This is a genomic window from Halorubellus litoreus (genome assembly GCF_055378595.1).
Genome location: NZ_AP043836.1, coordinates 2,214,777 through 2,235,635, shown reverse-complemented (window position 1 = coordinate 2,235,635; position 20,859 = coordinate 2,214,777). Strand labels below are relative to the sequence as shown.

General features: G+C 66.5%; 18 protein-coding genes and 1 tRNA gene. 9 read left to right on the top strand and 10 right to left on the bottom strand.

Annotation, left to right across the window (positions count from 1 at the left end; translation table 11 throughout):
* The first annotated feature begins 11 nt into the window (after window positions 1–11).
* Window positions 12–935 carry a DMT family transporter gene (locus tag ACZ48X_RS15365; RefSeq protein WP_336348872.1) on the top strand — a complete coding sequence of 308 codons (924 nt, stop codon included), beginning with the start codon at window positions 12–14 and terminating at the stop codon, window positions 933–935.
* Between the two features lie 125 nt (window positions 936–1,060).
* Here the strand turns inward: ACZ48X_RS15365 and ACZ48X_RS15360 are convergent, their stop codons facing one another.
* Both ACZ48X_RS15360 and ACZ48X_RS15355 read right to left on the bottom strand, forming a co-directional pair.
* Window positions 1,061–1,795, bottom strand: coding sequence for an archaeal proteasome endopeptidase complex subunit alpha (locus ACZ48X_RS15360; protein ID WP_336348873.1), 735 nt, complete (start codon window positions 1,793–1,795; stop codon window positions 1,061–1,063).
* 85 nt (window positions 1,796–1,880) lie between these two features.
* Entirely contained in the window at window positions 1,881–2,348 is a 468-nt protein-coding gene (locus ACZ48X_RS15355) for a thiol-disulfide oxidoreductase DCC family protein (protein ID WP_336348874.1), read from the bottom strand.
* 99 nt (window positions 2,349–2,447) lie between these two features.
* Between ACZ48X_RS15355 and ACZ48X_RS15350 the strand changes: the two genes are divergently transcribed.
* Window positions 2,448–3,209: an ABC transporter ATP-binding protein gene (locus tag ACZ48X_RS15350; RefSeq protein WP_379761999.1), complete on the top strand. Its 762-nt coding sequence runs from the start codon at window positions 2,448–2,450 to the stop codon at window positions 3,207–3,209.
* A gap of 12 nt (window positions 3,210–3,221) precedes the next feature.
* Window positions 3,222–4,844: a hypothetical protein gene (locus ACZ48X_RS15345; protein ID WP_336348876.1), complete on the top strand. Its 1,623-nt coding sequence runs from the start codon at window positions 3,222–3,224 to the stop codon at window positions 4,842–4,844.
* Window positions 4,845–4,940: 96 nt separating this feature from the next.
* Here ACZ48X_RS15345 and ACZ48X_RS15340 read toward each other — a convergent pair whose 3' ends face one another.
* Window positions 4,941–5,672, bottom strand: coding sequence for a hypothetical protein (locus ACZ48X_RS15340; RefSeq protein WP_336348877.1), 732 nt, complete (start codon window positions 5,670–5,672; stop codon window positions 4,941–4,943).
* A gap of 429 nt (window positions 5,673–6,101) precedes the next feature.
* Here ACZ48X_RS15340 and ACZ48X_RS15335 point away from each other — a divergent pair, with 429 nt between their 5' ends.
* From ACZ48X_RS15335 to ACZ48X_RS15325, 3 genes are all read left to right on the top strand, one after another.
* Window positions 6,102–6,293 (top strand): hypothetical protein, encoded by a 192-nt coding sequence (locus tag ACZ48X_RS15335; protein WP_336348878.1) that lies wholly within the window; start codon window positions 6,102–6,104, stop codon window positions 6,291–6,293.
* Window positions 6,294–6,564: 271 nt separating this feature from the next.
* Window positions 6,565–7,170 (top strand): hypothetical protein, encoded by a 606-nt coding sequence (locus ACZ48X_RS15330; RefSeq protein ID WP_336348879.1) that lies wholly within the window; start codon window positions 6,565–6,567, stop codon window positions 7,168–7,170.
* Complete coding sequence (locus ACZ48X_RS15325; protein WP_336348880.1) at window positions 7,167–7,988, top strand: hypothetical protein; 822 nt, start codon at window positions 7,167–7,169, stop codon at window positions 7,986–7,988. The genes ACZ48X_RS15330 and ACZ48X_RS15325 overlap by 4 nt, the downstream gene beginning before the upstream one ends.
* A 143-nt stretch (window positions 7,989–8,131) precedes the next feature.
* On the opposite strand, the gene ACZ48X_RS15320 is transcribed toward ACZ48X_RS15325, so the two are convergent.
* The 3 genes from ACZ48X_RS15320 to ACZ48X_RS15310 all read right to left on the bottom strand — a co-directional run bounded on the left by ACZ48X_RS15320 (window position 8,132) and on the right by ACZ48X_RS15310 (window position 13,812).
* Window positions 8,132–8,842: a hypothetical protein gene (locus ACZ48X_RS15320; protein WP_336348881.1), complete on the bottom strand. Its 711-nt coding sequence runs from the start codon at window positions 8,840–8,842 to the stop codon at window positions 8,132–8,134.
* A 365-nt stretch (window positions 8,843–9,207) separates the two neighbouring features.
* On the bottom strand, window positions 9,208–12,840 hold the full coding sequence (locus ACZ48X_RS15315; protein WP_336348882.1) for a S8 family serine peptidase: 3,633 nt from the start codon (window positions 12,838–12,840) through the stop codon (window positions 9,208–9,210).
* Window positions 12,841–13,110: 270 nt separating this feature from the next.
* Window positions 13,111–13,812 carry an Ntn hydrolase family protein gene (locus ACZ48X_RS15310; protein ID WP_336348883.1) on the bottom strand — a complete coding sequence of 234 codons (702 nt, stop codon included), beginning with the start codon at window positions 13,810–13,812 and terminating at the stop codon, window positions 13,111–13,113.
* Window positions 13,813–14,127: 315 nt separating this feature from the next.
* On the opposite strand from ACZ48X_RS15310, the gene ACZ48X_RS15305 reads away from it, so the two are divergent.
* Window positions 14,128–14,925, top strand: a complete 798-nt coding sequence (locus ACZ48X_RS15305) for an ABC transporter ATP-binding protein (protein ID WP_336348884.1) — start codon at window positions 14,128–14,130, stop codon at window positions 14,923–14,925.
* 6 nt (window positions 14,926–14,931) lie between these two features.
* A complete protein-coding gene (locus ACZ48X_RS15300) occupies window positions 14,932–16,629 on the top strand; it encodes a hypothetical protein (protein ID WP_336348885.1) in 1,698 nt (565 codons plus the stop codon).
* A gap of 128 nt (window positions 16,630–16,757) precedes the next feature.
* Here ACZ48X_RS15300 and ACZ48X_RS15295 read toward each other — a convergent pair whose 3' ends face one another.
* The 3 genes from ACZ48X_RS15295 to ACZ48X_RS15285 form a co-directional block, all read right to left on the bottom strand.
* Window positions 16,758–17,276, bottom strand: coding sequence for a hypothetical protein (locus tag ACZ48X_RS15295; protein WP_336348886.1), 519 nt, complete (start codon window positions 17,274–17,276; stop codon window positions 16,758–16,760).
* 552 nt (window positions 17,277–17,828) lie between these two features.
* Window positions 17,829–17,901, bottom strand: a tRNA-Arg gene (locus tag ACZ48X_RS15290).
* A 343-nt stretch (window positions 17,902–18,244) separates the two neighbouring features.
* Entirely contained in the window at window positions 18,245–19,690 is a 1,446-nt protein-coding gene (locus tag ACZ48X_RS15285; protein ID WP_379762001.1) for an MATE family efflux transporter, read from the bottom strand.
* Between the two features lie 160 nt (window positions 19,691–19,850).
* Between ACZ48X_RS15285 and ACZ48X_RS15280 the strand changes: the two genes are divergently transcribed.
* Window positions 19,851–20,114: a hypothetical protein gene (locus tag ACZ48X_RS15280; protein ID WP_336348888.1), complete on the top strand. Its 264-nt coding sequence runs from the start codon at window positions 19,851–19,853 to the stop codon at window positions 20,112–20,114.
* An 83-nt stretch (window positions 20,115–20,197) separates the two neighbouring features.
* Here the strand turns inward: ACZ48X_RS15280 and ACZ48X_RS15275 are convergent, their stop codons facing one another.
* The gene (locus tag ACZ48X_RS15275) at window positions 20,198–20,779 is read right to left on the bottom strand and encodes a 2Fe-2S iron-sulfur cluster-binding protein (RefSeq protein ID WP_336348889.1); all 582 of its coding nucleotides are present in this window, start codon (window positions 20,777–20,779) and stop codon (window positions 20,198–20,200) included.
* Window positions 20,780–20,859 lie beyond the last annotated feature (80 nt).

Here is a 20,859-nt window from a genome sequence, read left to right as displayed (position 1 = left end):
CACCACCACGCGTGGCGCTCTCCGCACCGCTCGACGTCGTCGCACTCTCGCTCCTTCCAGCAGTCCTCTGGGGGTTCACGCCCGTCATCGAGAAGCGCGCGCTCTCCGACGGCGGCACGCCCCTGCAGGCGTCGCTCGTCGTCGTGCTCGCGGACTCCACCATCTACCTCGCCGCCATCGCCCTCCTCGAACCATCGCCGTTCCGCGGCATCTCCGTCGAGACGCTCGCCGTGTTCGCGCTCGCCGGCGCCACCGGCACCGCCCTGGGCCGCATCGCCATCTTCGCCGGGAACCAGCGCGTCGGCGCCAGCATCTCCAGCGCCGTCCTCTCCGCACGCCCACTGTTCGCCACCGCGCTCGCCGTCGGCTTCATCGGCGAACCCCTTTCCGCCCCGACCGCCGTCGGTATCGCCGTCCTCGTCCTCGGCCTCGGCGTCCTCGCCGTCGCGAAAGGCGGTGACATCGAAGGGTGGCAGCCCCAGGACCTCCTCGTGCCGCTCGCCGCCGCGGCCGCGTTCGCCGTCGGGAACGTCGCGCGCCGCTACGGCCTCCAGCTCGGCGACGCCAGCGCACTCGAAGCCGTCGCCATCAACGAGCTAGCCGCGCTCGTCGCGCTCGCCGCGTTCCTCGCCGCCACCGGCCGCCGCGACGTCCTCCAGAAACCACCGCGCACCTACGTCGTGTTCGCCGCCAGCGGCACCATCACCGCCGTCGCCCTCCTCAGCATGTTCACCGCGCTCGCCCACCCCCAAGGGCGAGTCGCCGTCGTCGACCCCCTCGTCGCCACCGCACCCCTCTTCACCATCGCCTTCTCCGCCATCTGGCTCCGTGACCTCGAACGCGTCACGAAAGGCGTGCTCGCCGGCGTCCTCCTCGTGGTACTGGGCGCCGGACTCGTCACTGGCGGCCCCACAGTACTCGACGCAGTCAGCTGAATCGCCGTCGACCCGGACCGTCCCCCAAACCCGACGACGTCGGAGGAGTGAATGCCGAGAACGAGGAAGAGCGCCGCGCCGTGGCCCGCGAACGCTTCCGGGTGCTGCCCGACTGCGGCCGGCGACTACTCGTCGTCGACCGACACGTCGAGTTCCGAGAGGTGGGCGTCGACGGTCTCCGTCGAGAGCAACTCCACTGACGCCGTCGACGCGTCGACAACAGACACGTCGAAGACGCCCGGGCGAACCGTCTCTGTCAACGGTGCGAGCGTCTCCAGCGCCAAGTCGACGCCCTCGTCCAGACTCATCGACTCCTCGTGGCGCTGTGCGAGCGACTCGCGAGCGGCCTCCGCACCGTTCCCGATACCCGTCGCCGTCCACTCGTACGTCGTCCCCGACGGGTCGATACTGAACAGTCGCGACTCCCCGTCGCGAACGCCGCCCACGAGTAGCGCCGCACCGAACGGCCGATAGCCGCCCGTCTGCGTGCGCTCCTGGATGTACTCGCTCAGGAGGTCGGTCAGCTCCGCGACCGAGATCGGTCGGTCGAACTCGAACCGGTTCTCCTGCGCATCCCGACGGCAGACGTCGATGAGGTGTCGCCCGTCCGCGACGTGGCCTGCACTCGCGACAGCGATGTGGTCGTCGACGTAGTGCGTCTTCTCGATGCTCTCCAGGACCACCAGCGGCGAACGAACCCGGCGGGACGCAGCGAGCACGATGCCGCTCTCCGTCCGCAGCCCGACGCTCGTCGTCCCACGTTTGACCGCCTGTCGGGCGTACTCGACCTGATAGAGGCGGCCGTCCGGCGAGAAGATAGTGCTCCCCCGGTCGTACGCCTGATGTCGGTTATCCTCCATGTAGCCGCCGTTTACAATACCCACTACAATAAATATTGATAAGTACTACTGTGGTTCGAACCCGCGGCCGTGGACGGATGGACGGTCACTCGACCGACCGCTGACCGTCCGCAGGGCCGTCCGACAGGAACGCGTTCGAGACGTCGGCATCCGGCATCATGCAGCGGTCCTTCCGACCGAACCACTCGTAGCGGCGAGCAGCGACGAAGTCGTAGACGGCGTCGCTGACCGCGGACGGAACGAACCGAAGCGGCCACGCGTACCGATACGGTGCGTCCAGATTCGCCGCGACGCGCAGCGCCGCCTCTGACTTCGTGTACGCCGCACCGTCCTCGATGAGCACGAATGTCTCCCGCTGACCCGGGTCGAGGTCGTACTCCGAGAGCAACGCCTGCCCGACCGACGATTGGAGCGACGCGAACCTGAAGCGGCCGTCGGCGTCGCGCGGCAACACGAACTGCACGAACCGATTACACAGATTACAGACACCGTCGAACAGGACGACGGGATGGCCGGCAGCGATAGCCTCGCGCGCTTCCTTGACGTCCGTCACGATACCCGATCCTTCGGCGCGCGCGCCCTAATCCATTTCGGACCGAAGTGGGTTTTAAACAAGTCCGCAACTTTGATGAATTGACACGGGCTACGGGACATCGTGTCTCGACGTTTCGCCATCGAAGCCACCCAACTACGGAAGACGTTTGGCGACGAAGTCGCGGTCGACGGCGTCGACCTCCAGGTCCCGAGCGGCCACATATACGGCTTCCTCGGCCCGAACGGCGCCGGGAAGACCACGACGATGCGGATGCTGGTCGGTCTCACCACGCCGACCGCGGGAACGGCCTCGATAGCCGGCGCCGCCATCGAGGACCGCGACGCCGTACGCGCGAACGTCGGCTACCTCCCGGAGCGCCCGCCGCTGTACGACGAACTGACCGCGGTCGAGCAACTGACGTACTACGCCGACCTGCGCGGCGTCCCCGACGCCGAGGTCGACGACCGGGTCGAATCGTGGCTCGACCGGTTCGACCTCCTCGAGGACGCCGACAGACGCATCCAGGACTACTCCACGGGAATGCGCCAGAAGGTCGGACTCGTGCAGGCGCTCCTCCACGACCCACCCGTCCTGTTCCTCGACGAACCGACGAGCGGTCTCGACCCGAACGCCGCCCGGACCATGCGCGAAGTCCTCACCGAACTCGCCGACGGCGGCACGACCATCTTCCTCTCGACGCACATACTCCCCGTCGTGGAGGAACTCGCCGACACCGTAGGGGTGCTCGACGACGGGACGCTCGTCTCTGAAGCGACGCCTGGCGAGTTGACTAGCCGCGCGGAAGCCGGAACCGACTGGTCGCTCGAAGACGCGTTCATCGACATCACCACCGACCGCGAGGGCGAGGTCACCCCGTAATCACGGCCACCAATGAAGACATCTCTCTCAAAGAGCCTCCGAATCGCCGGCATCGAGTCCGTGCGGCAGTTACGGCAGTTGCGCGAACGCCCGGCCCTCGCTGCGATGAACGTCCTGCCAGTCCTCCTACTCATCCCGACCGTCGTCGGACAGGCGCCGATTCCCGTGTACGAGGACCTGATGACGTCCGATGCCGCGTACAGCCTCGGGGAGCGCCTCGCCGCCGGTGAGTCGACGGCCGTCCTCGAGACCATCCGGACCGTCTCCGTCGGGTTCTTCCTGTTCCTGGGGTACCTCGTCGCACTCCCTGAACTCACCGAGGGCGGCGTCGTCAACGAACTCGAGGGGCTCCTCGTCACGGTCGCCCCCGGCGAGATAGCGCTGGGAGAGATGGTCACGTACGTCGGGTTCACCATCAGGCTCGGCGGCGCTATCGTCGTCGCCGCCGCGCTCGCGTTCGGTGCCGGCGTCGGGTCGGCCGCGGCGGCGGCGTTCGTGCTCCTCGCCGGCGCCGCCGCCATCCTCACCGCCGTCGGAATCAGCTACCCGGCGATGCTCGGCGTCCAGCTCGCGTTCAGGCGCGTTCGGTGGCTGAGGGAGAACAAGGCACTGGTCGCCGGCCCCATCGTCGTCGTCGGGTTCCTCGCGACCAGAGTACTCGCCGACCCGCTCGCGGTCGTGCATGGCACGCCGCTGGCGTGGTACGCCGACCTCGCGCTCCTGGGTACGGCCGCGGAGACGTCTCTCGTCCAAGCCGGAGTGGTGCTCGCCGCCGGGCCGCTGGTCTTCGTCTGCGGTGCACTCGCCGCCGGGCGAGTTGGCGCGAGCCTCTGGTACGCCGACGACCGCTCGACGACGTCGACGGACGCGAGCTCGGACTCGCCCGGGTTCCTCCCGCGACTCGCACGGAAGGTGGCGACCAGGGAGGCGGCCGCCGTCGCCAGGGTGACCTGGTGGCGGGTCCGCCGTCGCCCGCGAGTGCTGCTGTTCGGCGGGCTCCTGCTGTCGCTCACCATCAGCGCGGGCGCCGCGGCCGTGAACGCGTACCCGACCATGCTCCCCTACGCCGTGGCGACGTACGGTGCGGCGACGTTCGGCGTCGGAACGACGCTCAACCCCCTCGGGAACGAGGGCCCGATGCTGCCGGCGACGCTCACGACGCCGGAAGGCGGCGCCACGCTACTGAACGGACACGCCCTGGCCGCGTCTATCCCCGGGACGATCGTCGTCGGCGTGGCGACGCTCGCCGCGGGCGTCACCACCACGCTCCCGCTGTCGTCGGTGCTCGCCGTGACAGTCCTCGGCGTCGTCCTCGGAGCGACCGGTCCGTTCATCTCCCTCGCCATCGGCGTTTCGTTCCCCCAGTTCGAGGGCATCTCGATACACAGCAGTCGCGGAATGTACCCGCCGCGCCTGCAGTCCGTCATGCTCTACCTCGTGGTCGTCCTTTGCCTCGGCGTCCCCGCGCTCGTCGGCGTGTACGGGCCCGAGACGGTAGCGACCGTCGTCCCCGTGCCGCCGGCGGCGGCAGCGATGCTCGGCGTGGCTGGCAGCGTCGTCGCGAGCGTCACGCTCGCGTCGGTCGCGTACCGGTTCGCGCTCGGGCGAGTCACCGGATTCGAACTCGCGTCCTGAGAGCGGCCGGCCGGCACGTTCGAGCGACGGCGGTGGCCGTCCGGTAATCGAACGACGGAGACGAAGAAGCGGGCGTCGCTCGAGGACGCTGTCGGCTTAGCTCTGTGCTTCGATGAGTTCGTCGACCGAGGCGCTGACGGTGGTCTCTTCGGTCTCCTCGAGGCTCGCCTCGGCGAGGGAGTCCCGGGAGAGGTTGGCGTCGCCGCCGGCGGCGACGGCCGTCCCGACCGCGAACCCGAACGCTGCGGCGGCGAAGACGCCGACACAGAGGTTCGAGTCGGTGTCGACGCGGATGGAGTCGCCGTCCGTCTCGGTGGGGATCATCTGGTTGGCGTCCTGCTCGCCCTCGTCGAGGGTCGGCGGCACGACGACCAGACGGTACTGGACGTCCGCCGCGTCGTCGACGTCCTGCTCGACAGAGAACGCGTCCTCGTCGAGTTCGCCGCCCTGGTAGGGGGCGACGGCGACGCCGAAGGAGTCATCGTCCACGGCGAGGTCGTCGACGACCGTCCGTTCGTGGTACGTGAGGTCGGCCGTAGCAGCGTCGTCGGCCGTCTGCGGGGCGTCCTCGGCGTCGGTGTACGCTTCGAGTTCGTCCTCCATCAGTTGACGGAAGGCGGCGCCGTCACCGGTCCGAACGGACCGGTCGAACTCCTCGATGACCTCGGAATCGGCACTCCCGTGGAGGAGGACGAGGCTACCCTCGATGGGCCCCATCGAGACGTCCTGGACGTCGTCGTCCGCCACGCGGATGACGGGCGGTGCGACGCGGCGGTGTCCGTTAGCAGTCACTTCACCTTGGTCGAAGCTGTCAAATTGCTCTGACATACAACCGAGAACATATTTACGGGATACGCTAATAAATTTATTGCAAGAAAAGTTATATGGACGGATAGTTTTCGAATTTTGAGAGCGGGCCGGTAGCAATAGAAAATCGATAGGTCCACCCCTGCTGGCAGATTCGTCGGATCGTCGATTCCGTCATCTCGACGCACGCATCGTTCTATAATTTAGATAAGAAAATATCTAGCTCGATTGGACAGACATATTTTATCCAGAGAATACTGACCCATGATAAACAATATCAAGAGTCGTTTGAATTCGTTCTCTTGGGTTGAGGCGTCCACACTCACCGGTCGGCCGAGACCGGGTCGCTCGCGAGGCCGACCCCGCGTCAACACCCCGCCGCCGCCGAAGATTTTTCAACAAGTGTAACCTTCAAAAAGATTTAAGGACCTGCTGCCGTTACTGATGGTTATGGGTCTGAAGGACCAACTCCCTGGCGGGCGCGTCCAGATAGTCGCCCTCTGGGTGCTCGCGGTCGTCTTCGTCGTACTGGCCATCGCGAACGTCCCCGTACTCGGGATCGACCCGGTCTCCCTGGCGGTCCTCGCCACCGTCTTCGCCGCCCTCACCACCACATACAACTGGAACGCCCAAGCGGCCTGACGACCTCGTCCTGCCGCAACGATGACGTGTAGCCGAACAATCACACCCAGGGACCGAACGGTCAGCAAGGTCGCAGGGTCGCGCCCCGGTCTCCACTCGACGGCATTCCCGGGCCGGCCGATACCATCGACCGGCTCGACGACGACCAGTCCTCACCTAACGCGACGCGCCAGTCGATTCCGGCAGGCGTGTTTTCCCATCTCCGATTACGTGAAACTTGCGCGCATATCAGTAAATTTAATGAGCCTATCAGCAAAACGCAATCTGAAACATGAGTCCACTGACTGTGCCGATAATCTTCGTCCTCCTCGCGTGGATAGCTGTAACCATCTTGAACTCGACGGAGCGCTCTCGCTCTCTCCTCCGCCGCATCGTCGGTGACTTCGCACCGATAATCCCCGGATGGAGCTTCTTCGCTCCGACCCCGGGCCAGGTCGACTACCACCTCTTCTACAGGGACAAACGGGTAGACGGCTCGAAGACGGCGTGGCAGCGCGTCCCGCGGTTCGGCATGGAACGCAAGTGGACTCACCTGTTCTGGAACACCGACATCTACCGTGACAAGGCCCTCTTCGACGTCGTCGAGCACTTCACGAGCACCGTCGCCGACGAACACGAACCCGTCGAAGCCGACGAGACGACCGACGGGTCGTCGGCCGTCGCCGACGAGGAGAACGCCCAACAGCTCGAACTAGAGCCCGTCGACCTCGGCGACAAGCAAGGCTCCATACTGTACATGTCGCTGCTCAACTGCGTCTCGCTCCAAGACCACTCCCGTATGAGCGACGCAACCCAGTTCGCCATCATGGCCAACTCGCGCGAGCAAACCCAGTACGAACCGATCTACATCTCGCAGTTCCACAAGCTCGAACAATGATAGACGGCATCATCGACACCAACCTCGCCTTCCGTGCCATGTCCGCGTTCGTCGCGCTCTGGGCGTGCCTGTCGGGACTCGAACAGCTCTCCAGCGCGGGCACCCTCGAGGACGACGGACTGCTCAGTTGGCGCGTCTTCAAGCTCTACTTCCAGAACAACACGGGGTCGAGGTTCGTGGAACCGTTCGTCGAACCGACCGGGTTCAAAGCCGTGCTCGTCACCCGCATCGTCTTCGGCGTCCTCCTGGCCGGCGCTGCCGCCCTGGACGCCCTGCATCCCGCGCTCTTCGGCGTGCTGTTCCTGACCGACGTCGTCATCCTCTACCGTATCCTCGTCGGTCTCAGCGGCGCCTACCACATGGTGATGGTGATGAATATCGGGCTGTTCCTGGGGACGCTGTTCCCCGAAGGGAGCGTCGTGCGGGTCGCGGCGATACTGTTCATGGCAGTCCAGGGAATCCTCGCGTACGCGATCGCGGGCTACCTCAAGCTCATCTCGTCCGACTGGCGGTCCGGTACCGGCCTCCAGGGCGTGTTCGCTACCTACACGTTCGGGGAGAATCGAGTGTACGACCTCCTCACGTCATACCCGAACGTCAGCCTGTTCGCTTCCTGGTCTGTCATCATCTTCGAGTGTCTCTACCCGCTGGTGCTCGTCGTCGACCCGTCGACGACGACACTGTTCTTCGGAACGGCTATCGTCTTCCATCTGATGAACGGGCTACTCATGGGGCTGAACGGGTTCATCCTCATCTTCCCGGCCTCGTACTTCCCGGTGTATCTGACGAACCTCTACGTCCACCAGTGGTTCCTGTAGCGGGGTCGCCGACCGTCGCGGCCGCTCGCACGCACACGACGGGCGTGCACGCCGAGGACGGCGTCGTGACCGTCGTTCGGTGAGGACCGAATCGCGTCAAAAAAGGCGTTGTCGGCTGGTCACGTCGACCACCTCGTCCGCGTTCAGCTCTGTGCGTCGATGAGTTCGTCGACCGAGGCGTCCGCGTCGACGTCTTCGGCGTTCGAGGCCTCGACCAGCCCTTCGGACATACTGTTGACGCGCGAGGTGACCGCGTACCCGGCACCTGCCGAGACGACGAACGCGCCGGCGGCCAGCAGCGTCCCACAGACCTCGGACTCGCCGGCGAGGCGGACGGAACTGCCGTCCGCGTACTCCGGGATGGTATCCATCGCGTCCTGCTCGCCCTCGTCGAGGGTCGGCGGCACGACGATGAGTCGGTATTCGACGTCGGCGTCGCTGTCGACGACGTCCTCCTCGATCTTGAACCCGGACTCGTCGAGGTCCCCGCCGTTGAAGCTGGTGACGGCGACGCCGCAGGTGTCGCCCGCAGCGAGGGTCAGGTCGTCGGTGACGGTACGTCCACAGTAGGACAGCTCCGCGGTCGCCTGCACGTCGTCGCCGTGGCTGTCGGCGTCGGCGGAGAGTTCGGACTCCAGCCAGCTCTGGAACGCCTCGACGTCGGTACCCGAGTCGAACAGGTCGATAGCGGGAGAGTCGGATTTCCCGTAGAGGACCACGAGACTGCCGTCGAGTCCCTCGATGGACGCGTCCGCGACGTCCTGCTGGGTGAGCTCGATAACTGGCGGTGCAACTCGGCGGGTCGAACCGTTGATAGCGGTCCCTTGCTCCAGGACCTCAGTATGCTTTTGCATACGTATTCACCAGCATTGTCATGTGGCTATATAAAATTAATTCATACTACAGTCAGAAACATCGAAGTCAATGGGTCCGCTCACCCAGTTGTCGGGACGCTATCCTGCGATAGTAACCGGAGAATCGAGATGTAAGCAGTTAGTATCGAACTATACGATACGAGAGATGCGCACGTTACAATTCTATTATATTGTACCCGTTCTGAGTTTTGGTTCCCGTTATCGAGGGGCGTGAGTTGTTCGGGTTTCGACCACACGGAAGCGGTCCGCGCCGACGGGACCAGCCGACGCAAGGGGCGTATCAGTTCGCGGCACAGACGACGACTGCCACGGGCGTCGGGCGGATGCTACGCCGCCCTCTGCCGTCAGTCGCGCTTCCGGAGACCGAGCGCCACGGCGGCGACCACCGCGAGCACCGCAACGAGCCCCGAGAACCCCGGCGATCCATCGCTCGCAGCGGTCGTCTTCGTCGTCCTCGTCGGCGCACTCGTCGAGGGCGTCTCCGTCGCCGTCGCGGTCGTGGGTGCGGCCGTCGTCGAAGACGTGGTCGTCGCCTCCGTAGTCGTAGGTACCGTGATGCCTTCCTCGGATTTGTAGGCGCCCTCCCCGGGACCGGCGGGCCCGTCACCGATGACCGTCGCGTTCTCCGACGTGACCATCATGAGGTTCCCCGACTCGTCGACCGCGAGCACGCGAACGTCGAGCCTATCACCCTCGCTGAACGAGGACGTGTCGGCAGTCACCTCGTACGTCTGCGGGCCGACCTTCGAGACCGCGTCCGGCGCGACCGACCCCTCCACGAACGCGCTCAGTAGCGCCTCGTAGTCGTCGTTCTCGAGCGCCCGCTGGACGACCTCCTTCGGTTCGTCACCGGAGACGGTCGCCACGTCGAACTTCCCGATGGCGCCCAACACGGTGACGTTGCTGTCCTCCTTGACTTTCAGGCGGACGGTGGCCTCACCGCGTGGAACGGTATTGTAGACGGTCAGGTTCTCGAGCCAGTACACGTCGAGACGCGGCGGCTGAGTGTCGGTCCCGGGCTCGTAAGTCCCGTGGTAGACCGACTGCGTCATCGTCGACCGGTTCTGGGACGGGTTCCGGCCGATAGTGTACAGCGTGACCGATTCGCCCTCGGCCACTGGAAGCGGTGCCTTCACGACCGCACCCGGACCCTGCGAGTCGAACACTCGCGCGCTATCGTTCCCGATGTCGACGACGAACGTGTTCGGCTCCGGCCCGAAGTCCCGGAGGACTTCGTGACTCAGGTCCTTCTTCTGGGCGGCCTTCGTCGTGAACCGGCCGTCCTGGAGCCGCCACTTGAGGAGCCGACCCGTCGTCGGGTGGACGTTGACCGTGACGATTCGAGAGCTATCGGCGCGAGGCACCTGCGGGTTCGCCCAGCCACCCCACTGGCGCTCCTCGCCGCCACCGTACGCGCCGAACCCGTAGGCGGCCGTCTGCGGCGTCACATGCACGGTCTGTCGGACGCGGTCACCGATTCGGAGCGGGATACCGAGGCTCCCGCCCTCTCGCCACGTCACCGTCTGCACGTAGGGAATGACGCTGTAGGAACTCCCACGGCCGTTCCGGTAGTACGTCACGTCGATCTCCGCCAGTCGACCGGGTTCGGCCGTGAACGTCTCCGGACCGTCGACGCCGACCGTCGCGTAGTGCAGGAGGTAGACGTCCGGTGCGTCGAAGTTCTCGGAGCTCCGACTCACCGACGACCGCGGGACGAGCGTCGCCGCGACGCTGGCGTTGAACTCGGGTGACTGACTGAACCGCACGCTCTGCTGGCGCGCGCGCACCGACCGGAGTTCGAACAGCGTCGACTTGCCGTCCCCGGCGAACCGGCGCTGGATCACGCCCTCCGAGTACAGCGCCATCTGGTTGCCGGCGGTCTCTTCGAGCGCGCCGGCGTCTATCTCGTACCGGACGGTGTCGCTCTCGTTCAGGACGACCGTCCCGTCGCCGTCGACGTCGACGGTCTTCGCCACCATCACCATCTCGCCCGTCCGCTCGTCGCTGCCGATGCTCCCGACGGTGACGTCGTTCCCGAACGTCCGGTACGTCATCGTCGAGTCGTTCAGCGACGTGAGTCGCGACCGCTCGTACTCGGGGACGTTCGAGGTGACCAGCAGCGGGTCGGACGCGACGTCCTGTGCGTCACCACCAGCGGTCTTGTTCACGCGGAGCGTGTGCGAGCGAGCGTACCCGAAGCTCGTCGACAGCGAGTCGCCGCGTTCCGGAGTGACGGTCAGGCGGCCGGCGTACACGCCGCCGTCGCTCCCGGTTTCGACCGTGAGGCGGACCGCCGCGCTGTCGCCGGCGGGAACGGTCACCGTCGAGCGATTGAGTTCGACCGCGCCGGCTCGGTCGTCGGCTATCTCGACCGCGGTGGCGTCGAGCGACACGGTGCGAGCGTCGTCACCGGTGTTCTCGATGGTGACGACGCGAGAGAGCGTCGTCCCGGACTCGCGAGCGCCGAAGCTGATAGTTCCCGGGGAGACGTAGAGGGTCGTGTTCGCGGCGTGACTCGCGTCGACGCTCCCGCCGCCATGCTCGTAGACGTTGCGTCCCTCGAGCGGGTCCGCGGTCGACACCAGGAGCGACTCGACGTCGCTCGGCTGGAGGTCGGCACGCTCCGAGAGCAGGGCCGCGGCGTGGCCGCCGACCAGGGCGGCGCTGACCGACGTCCCGGTCTTCGTGGTGTAGTCTGATTCGACTTCGTCGGCGCCGATTCGGTCATCGGACGCCGCGCCGCGGACGTAGAACCCAGGTGCGACAACGTCTGGCGCCAGGTGCGCCGAGGCGGTCGGGCCGCGCTCCGAGAACGCCGCGACGTCCCCCTGCGGGGTCGTAGTGCCGACCGTGAGTACGCCCGGGGCGGCGCCGATGCCGTGGGACGCCGACCAGAACTCTCGGACGCCACTGTCCGGCGAGGTCTTCGGGACCGGCTTCCCGCCGACTGGCGCAACGACGAGCGACCCGCGCTCGACCGCGGCGTCGACGGCTGGCTCGACGAGCGTCCGGACCTGGCGGCGGTCCGCGTCGACGTCGACGCCGACGTAGATGACGTCCGCGCCGTTCTTCGAGGCGAACTCGATGGCCGAGAGGACGTCGGATAGCTTGCCGCCGCCGGCCGTGTTCGCGACCTTCAAGTCCATGTACTTCGCGTCGCTGGCCACGCCGGCGTGACGGCCGTCGCTTGCGTCGCCGCTCCCGAGCATGACGCCGGCTACGTGCGTGCCGTGGCCGCTGACGTCGGTCGCCTCGCCCCCGGTCTCGGTGTAGTCCTTCTCGAGGACTTCCGCACCGTCGTCGAGGTCGGGGTGCGTCTCGTCGACGCCGGTGTCGATGACCGCGACGACGGGCTCGTCGCCCGCGGCCGCGGCGTCGCCGTCGTCGGTCGACTGCGTCGTCCGGGCGTCGCTCGCCGGTCCCGTGTCCAGCGAGACGTACTCGACGACCGGCGACGTTCGAAGGTTCCGGAACGCTTCGCCGTCGTCGGACGCCGGCACGGACGCGACGATGGCGTCGCTGTCCTCGAGGCGGTGGTGGAATCGAAGCCCCATCTGGGCGGCCCACGCGCGGTGCTGACCGCTGTCGAAGTCGGCGTCGAGGCTGACGACCACGCGCGTCGATTCCGCGTCGTCGTAGCCGTTCCGGAAGAGGTAGTCGACGTCGAACAGCGCGGGCGAGAACCGCTCGAGGTCGACGCCAGCCGGGAGCACGTAGGTGCCGTCGGCCGTCTCAACCCGCCGCAGGGCCGCGTCGTCGGTGGTTCGATACCCAGTCTCGCCGTTGGACTGGACGGCGGTGACGGTCTGGCCACTGAGGAGCGTGAGTTGCTCACCGTCGCCGGCCGGCGAGGCGTGTTCCGGGAGCGTCGACCGTTCAGCGGCCGGGAACGCGGCCCCGGCCGTCGACCCGTCGACGTCGTGGGTCGTGAGTGCGACTTCTGCCGGTCCGGTGGCGCCGTCGGTCGGACTGGCCACACCGACACCGACACCGACGGCGCTGAAGACTACGAGGAGCGTTACGATTCCCGCCGCAAACTGCGCTCGACGTCCAGGTGCCATTATCGATGACTCCGCCTTTTTGTCCTGCATTGATAAATATTTTGTATCTGTATAGAATACATTAGAATCTATCCTCGGGCTGCAGTATAGAAACGGATTCGACGGTCCCTACACCGAGGAACGAGCCGTTGTGGCGCTGTCTCCACCACCAGAACTGTATCGTCTGCCGACAGGTCCGTCGGCGTTTCAGGGAGCGTTCTCGAACGCGTCGTAGCCGGTGACGTCCACGCCGTCGTTCGTGATGGTCGCCACGTGGAGGCCGTTGCCGGACGCCGTGTCGCGCTCGACCGCCGACCGGACCGTCTCCACAGCGAGGTCCGTCGCCGCAGACATCGAGAGGCCCTCCTCGTACTGGTCCTCCAGGACGCCGTACGCGAGTTCCATCCCCGACCCCGTCGCGATGAAGTCGTCAGTGAGCAGCCCGCCAGCGCCGTCGACCGACGCCAGTCGCGGGCCGTCCTCGTCGATACCGGCGACGAGCGGGTGAATGCGGCGACCGCCGACCTCGCGAATCATCTTCGCGACGAACCGCTGGAGGGCCGCGATGTCCAGGGGGTCCCCGCGGCGGAGTTCGAAGTACTTCGTCTCCGCCTGCATGAGTTTCGTGAACGACTGCGCGTCGCCGACGGACCCGACGAGCGTCATCGCCGCCCGCGGATGCACCTGCAGAACCTTCTGGACGTTCTTGTTCGCGACGAACTCGCCGCCGAGCGACGCTCGCTTGTCCGTCGCCAGGACGACTCCGTCGGCGGCGCTGACCCCGATCGCGGTCGTCCCCGTCTTGACGGTGCGCGACGACTCGCTCGTCTCCGAGCGGTCGGAGCGAGAGAGCACGCCCCCGTCTCGCGAATCGAGGAGTCGTCGAACTCCGTGCCGGCTACGTTCCATAATCATGCAGACCGTTCGGGTATTGAAAAATTTGTCGATACATCAGATATCTGTCCGACGGCGCGACCCCACGCCGCCGGCGCGCCCGCGCCGAGCTGGCGAAGTCGCCCAATCGAGGACTGGCAACCGGGTCGACCACGTCGCATCCAGCGTCGGTCGTCCCGGAAGTAACGGAAGTAACCGATAGTTTTAGAGGGAGCCATTCGTTTTATTCGATACGATGTTCATCCGGGAAAATCGACCGTCGCCGCCGCGACCCGACAACGCACCCACGGAACCGGTGCCCGAGGACGCCCCCGAGGTGGCTGCGTCGGGATGACCGACCTCGCGATAGAGACCGACGGCCTCACGAAGCAGTTCGACGACGAACTCGCCGTCGAGGACCTCACCCTACAGGTACCCGAAGGGAGTATCTACGGATTCCTCGGCCCGAACGGCGCCGGGAAGACCACGACGATGCGACTCCTGACGTCCCTGACGGCACCCACGTCGGGGACCGCGACCGTCGCCGACGTCCCGGTCGCCGACCGACCCGCCCTCGCACCGAAGATAGGGTACCTGCCGACTGACCCCCCGGTGTTCGAGGAACTCACCGGCCGCGAGCAGTTGCACCACGTCGCCCGCCTCCACGGACTCGACGACGAGACGCGTACCGAACGCGTACGCGACCACCTCGAACGGTTCGACCTCCAGTCCGCGGCCGACCGTCGCGTCGCCTCCTACTCGACGGGCATGCGGAAGAAACTGGGTCTCATCGGGGCCGTCCTCCACGACCCCGACGTCGTGCTGTTCGACGAACCGACGAGCGGCCTGGACCCCCGTGCCGCGCGGACGGTTCGGGACACCGTCGCGGAGATGACGACTCGCGACGTCACCGTCTTCCTCTCGACGCACATCCTCGACGTCGTCGAGGAACTCGCCGACAGCGTGGGCGTCATCGACGACGGCGTGCTCGTCGCGGAAGGCTCCCCCGAAGAGCTGAAAGCCCGAAAAGAGGACGGCGCACACGGCGACCTCGAGGACGTGTTCCTGCAGGTAACCGGTGACGCGGACGAGCGGACCGCCCGGAGCGACCGCGAAGTGGCGACCGCCGGCTCCGAGGACGTGAGGTGACCCACCGTGAGTGACGCCTCGAAGGACGGGTCGGTCGGCGACCTCCAGCACCTCTCGCTCTCGCGGAGCCGCGAACTCGCCGTCACCGACGTCCGCCGGGAGTTCAGGCGCGTCACCGACCAGGACTTCCTCGTCCTGTTCGGACTGGTGGCGCTCGCCGGCCTCGTCACGGGCGCGTGGGTGACCTACGACGTCGGAACGTCAGTCGGCACCTCGTACGCGAACGGCGAGGGATCGTGGCTCTCGACGACCGGCCTCGTTTACGGCTGGAGCGCACTCTGGCTGGCGATGGCCGCCGTCGCGACGATAGAAGCCGTCGGGTCCAACGGCGATCTGGCGAACGACGGGTACTACCTCACCATCCGCCCCACCGTCGACCTGGTCGCCGCACGACTGCTGTCGACGGCGACGAAGTCGACGCTGTTCGTCGCCGTCCCCGTCGCCGGCACCACCGCCGGCATCTGCCTCGGCCTCGGCACGCCGCTCCCGGTCGTCGGGAGCGCGCTGGCGAGCGTCGCCATTCTCGCCTCCGCCATCCCCGCGGGCTACGCCCTGGGTCTCGCAGCGAAAGGCGCCATCCGACGGTCCCCGGTCCTATCGAGCCTGAAACCACTGCTCGCCCTCGTCGCCGCCGGCGGGTACGTCGTCCTCATCGTCACCGGGGAGATAACCGCCGTCGTCGACGAACTCGGACCGCTCCTGGAGGCCCCACCCCTCGGGTCGCTCAGTGACCTCGCGCTGCTCACGACGACCGGCGCGGACGCGTCCGTCACCGCTGCAGTGACCGCGCTCGTCGCCGCCAGCGCCGTCGGCGCCGTCGGCGCCGTCCTGGCGGTGCCCGCCGCCCGGTTCGCTTGGGAGGCGAGCGGGACTCCCGAAGACGACGACGAAACCACCGACGTCGAGACAGCAGCGTCCGAGGACCGCCTGGACGCCGCCTTCGCGACCGCCGGTTTCGCGCCCGAATCCCGAACGGTCGCAATCACGCGACTCCGACGCGTCTACCGCGAGCCGTTCCAGTTGCTCTTCGCTGTCGTCCCGCTGATTGCCGCGATACCGCTCGCCGCTCGCATCGTCCGCACCGGAGACGTCCCCTGGTACGCCGCCTGGTTCGTCGTCTGGTACGGGGCGTGGGCCGCGGGCGCCGTCCTCCCGCTGAACCCCATCGGCGACCTCGGACAGATGCTCCCGACCGTGCTGACCGCCCGCGCCGACGGCGCGAAGATAGTACGCGGGACCGTCCTCGCCGCCGCGGCACCGGTAGCGCCCGCGACCGCCGCCGTGGCTGCCGTCGTCGGCATCGCTGCAGGCCTCCCCGCTCACGAGGTGGTCGCCGTAGCAGGCGCTGGCGTGGGCGCGGTCGTCGCCGCCGCAGTCCTCGCAGCCGGTATCGGCGCCGTCTTCCCCCGGTTCGAGTCGCTGACTGTCTCCGACCACAGACGGATGGTCCCACCGAGCAAGGTCGCGTACGGCGTGTTCTCTATCGCGCTCACGCTCGCGGTAGCCGGCGTCGCCGTCGGCGTCAGCGAGCCGGCTCGGACCCTCGGGTCCGTGCTCGCCGGTCGGTATCTACCGTTCGGCGTCGACCCCAGCGCCGAGACGCTGGCGACCGTCGGATGGGTGCTCGCCGCGACGGTCGCAGTAGCGGTGCCGGTAGCGTACCGGTGGGCCGTCCACCGCATCGACGACTATCAGGTCGCGTGACATCCGGACGGCGACCGAGAAGCAATCGATAGGTCCGCGCACGCACCGTGACCGCCTCCAGTTCTATTCGAGTACCGCGTCGCGGTCGATGCGAGACCCGTCTGACGGCCCCGCCACCGGCGGCCGAATCACTCGAGAACCGTCTCGGGCGTCCTATCGCCGAGTTCCAGCGCGGCGAGGACGACGAACCCACCGACGAAGATGGTGTTCTTGAGGATGTACGCGGCGAACGAGTCGAACAGCCACGGGACCCCGAAGAGGAACGGGTCCTGGAAGTAGAAGTCTCTCGCGACGACGAGCGAAAGGAACGTGACGAACTGGTGACTGAGGAACAGCGGGATAGCCAGTCGAAGGCGTCTGAAGACGAACAGGAGACCCAACAGCGCCTCGTAGAGACCGATGCTGAGCATCGCGAGGCCGACGCTGACGCCAATCTCCGGCAGTCCGAGAGCGGTGACGAAGTGCGCGACCTCGCCTTTCACTGGCGTGGTCATCCCGGTGAGGAACGCCTGTATCTTCAGCATCCCGTAGTAGAAGAAGACGAACGCGTAGGTTGCGAACGCTATCTGAGTCCCGTAGGGGACGAAGATCCGGTCGACCACGTAGTCGGTTCCGTCGCTATACAACTCCACGGTGCGTGAAACCATTTCAATCACAGGTACCTGTAGATTAGATGCAAATCTTATAAATTTACTCACCCCTTTATTTATTTGATTACGATATCACAGTCGGTATAGCCTCAACCGCGCGAACGCGCCGACGCGACCCGCGGCAGCGCCGCCAGAGACGGCCCCAACGACGTCGACCCACCGTCACACCACTCGCGACACCCGTCCCCGCCTCCAGCTCGAACACCGCAATTGCCGATCGACGGGGCGCAACCACCTCGCTACACTCGTCGTCTTGCGTCGCGAGAAGCAGACCCGACGGGAGTCCCGCGAGCGAGCGGCACGCGGAGCGAGCGAAGCGAGTCCCGCGAATACGAACGGCGAAGCCGTGAGCAGGGAGCGAGTGGAACTACGTCGGGGTAGCGAGATGTTCCGCAGGAACATCGAACGGACCCGACGGGATTTGAACCCGAAGCCAGACGTGCTCGCTCACTCCGTTCGCTGCGCGTCTGGCAGGCATTCAATTCCCTCGTTTGTCGTTTCTGGCGACCCAGACTCCTCGCTGCGCTCGTCGTGTTGCGTCGCCAGAAACGGACCCGACGGGATTTGAACCCGCGACATCGTGGTCCGGAACCACGCACTCTGTCCACTGAGCTACGGGCCCTCGAATGTGCATTACCCACCTGGTGCTATAACGGTTGTGAAGCGGTGTGCGGTCTGGCTGTCGGATCGGTTGGTGGCAGGCGATAGACGAGTGGACCCGACGGGACTCCCATGAGCGAGCACTAGCGAGCGAAGGGGAGTATGTCAGAGTTTGCTCTGACAGGATTTGAACCACGGTCACTCCACTCGCTCCGCTCGTTTCGCTCCCTGATTCAAATCCCGCGACATCGTGGTCCGGAACCACGCACTCTGTCCACTGTGCTACGGGCCCTCGCTATTGGGTTTCGTGGTGGATTGTGGAACGGTTGCGTTCGTGGCGGGTGCTTCCAGTGGTGGTGCGTCTGTTATTGGTCGCCGCCGTCGGTGGTTGCGGTGGGGGTGTCGTCGATGACGGTGGATTTCCAGGTGCCGCGGGTGAAGTAGGCGGCGGCGGCGATGGCGCCGAGGATGTTCCCCATGGCCATCCCGATCCAGATGCCTTCGGGGCCCATGTCGAGCGCTTGGATGACGAGTGGGCCGAGGCTGATGTCGAGGAGTGGGATGGTGAGTGGGCCGAGGGTGATGACGCCGAGGGCGAGGTAGGCGACGGTGGGGACGCGGCCGAGCCAGAGCGCGACGATACTGAAGCCCATCGCCGTTTTGGTGTCGCCGGCGCCGCGGAACGCGCCGAGGAGGACTTGGAGGACGCCGATGAACGCGAATTCGACGCTCCTGATGCGGAGGTAGTTGGAGCCGAGAGCGACGGTTTCGGCGGCTTTGTCGGTGCCGGTGGCCATGAAGACGCCGACGATGGGTTCGGGGAAGACGGCGGCGACGATGGCGGCGACGACCATGACGCCGGCGCTTGCTTTGGCGGCGATCCAGACGGCGCGTTCGGCGCGGTCGGCTTGGTCGGCGCCGAGGTTCTGGCCGACCATGGTGTTCGTCGCTCTGCCGAGGCCCATGGCGGGGAGGAAGATGACGGAGACGAGGCGGTTCCCGAGGCCGTACGCGGCGACGACGGCGGGCGCGAACGTGACGACCATCGCGGTGAGGGTGAGCATCGCGGCGGCGCTCGCGGATTGTTCGAGCGCGCTGGGGACGCCGATGCGGACGATCTCGGTGACGTGCTCGAGTTCGAGGCGGAGGTCGCTGATTGCGACGTCGGGGCCCTTGTGCGTGAAGAAGAGGATGTAGATGCCGAGGACGCTGGCGGCGCCCCGGGAGATGATGGTGGCGAGGGCGGCGCCGCGGATGCCGAGCTGGGGGATGGCGGCGGCTTGCCAGCCGAAGATGAGGATGGGGTCGAGGACGACGTTGAGGGCGACGGAGAGGAACATGACGCGCATCGGCGTCTGGGTGTCGCCGTACCCGCGCATGAGTGCGGAGAACACGAAGAACCCGAAGAGGAACGGGAGGCCGAGGAAGAACACCTCCATGTAGGCGGCGGCGAGCGGGATGACCTGGGCGGTGGTGTCGGCTTGGCTGGGGAGGAGCGCGAGGAGGTCGCCCGTGAAGAGGTAGCCGAGTGCGGAGAGTGCGAGCGCCAGCAGCGTGACGAACCCGAGCGTCTGGCCGGCGACGGTGCCGGCGGAGCCTTCGCTGTCGGCGCCCGTGTACTGGGCGACGAGGATGGCGCCGGCGGCGGTGAATCCGCCGGCGACGCTGATGAGGAGGAAGATGATGGGGAACCCGATGCTCATCGCGCCGACGGCGTCGGCGCTGAACCGCCCGAGCCAGAACGTGTCGGCGACGTTGTACGCGACCTGGAGGAGCTGGATGGTGACGATGGGCCACGCCAACCGGATCATCGGTCGGACGAGCCCGCCCTCCGTGATGGTGTCGTCGCTGGAGGAGCTCACTACGTTTCGAAACGAAAGTGGAACGCTTGAACCTGTTGATACGACCGTGCGGCGACGAAAGGAACGGTCGAGCAGAAGGCATTAGGGCACCGACGACGCACCGCGACCTATGTCAGCTTTCGGAGCGTATCGGGTCGGTGGCGAGGCCGGCGCCCTTGCGGGGTACCTCCTGTTGAGCGTCGTGTCGTACCTGTTCCCGTTCGCCGCGCCGTTCACCGCAGTGGTCCTCTGGTATCGCGCCAGGACGTGGGACGGGTCGGCGAACGGACGGAAGCTCCTGCTAGTGCTCGCCGTCGCGATGACCGCGCTCGCGGCACTCGTCGTGACCGGACTGCCCGTCGACGCCGAGTTCACCGAAGTGACGGGACTGTAGCGGCCCTCGACGGAGAGCCCAACAGAGAGCGGAGAGTGATCGGCGAGAAGAATCGGGAGCGGCGAGTGCGTCCGTCGCGTGCGTCAGGGCGTTTCGTTCGTTTCGAGCGTGAAGGAGTCGCGCGGGTAGGCGACGCAGGTGAGGACGTAGCCGTCCTCGAGTTCGGGGTCGTCGAGCATCTCCTGGTTGTCGTGCTCGACGAAGTCCCGCGAGTCGCCGCCGTCGATGTGGCCGGCGCAGGAGACGCACTGGCCCTGTCGGCAGGCGTAGGGAAGGTCCCAGCCCTCGTCCTCGCCGGCCTCCAGGAGCGTCTCGTTGTTCGCGACCTCGATGGTCTCGCCTTCCTTCGTGTACTCGATGTCGAAGTACTCGATCTCGTCCTCGGGGATGTCGCCGGGACTCGAGGTGTCCTCTTCGGCCTCGCCTTCTGCGAGTTCCCCGCCGGCTTCGCCGCCGCCACCGATGGCGGCGACGCCGCCACCGCCGATGGAGCGGTTCATCGGCTCCGGGAAGTCCGTCTCGGGCACGGTCTCGGCGCGGTGTTCGAGGACCTCCTGGGAGATGTCCTCGTTCGCGGTCCAGCCGGTCCCGCGAGCGTAGTGCAGGACGACGGCGATGACCGTGAGGGCCACCCCGATTCCGAGGCCCACAGTGCTGACTGCCATGTGTAGGCGGATTAGAAGACCTGGTTTAATTCACTTGTGATTGTTCTCGCCGTCGTGGACCGACCCTCGGGTGGTTCGGT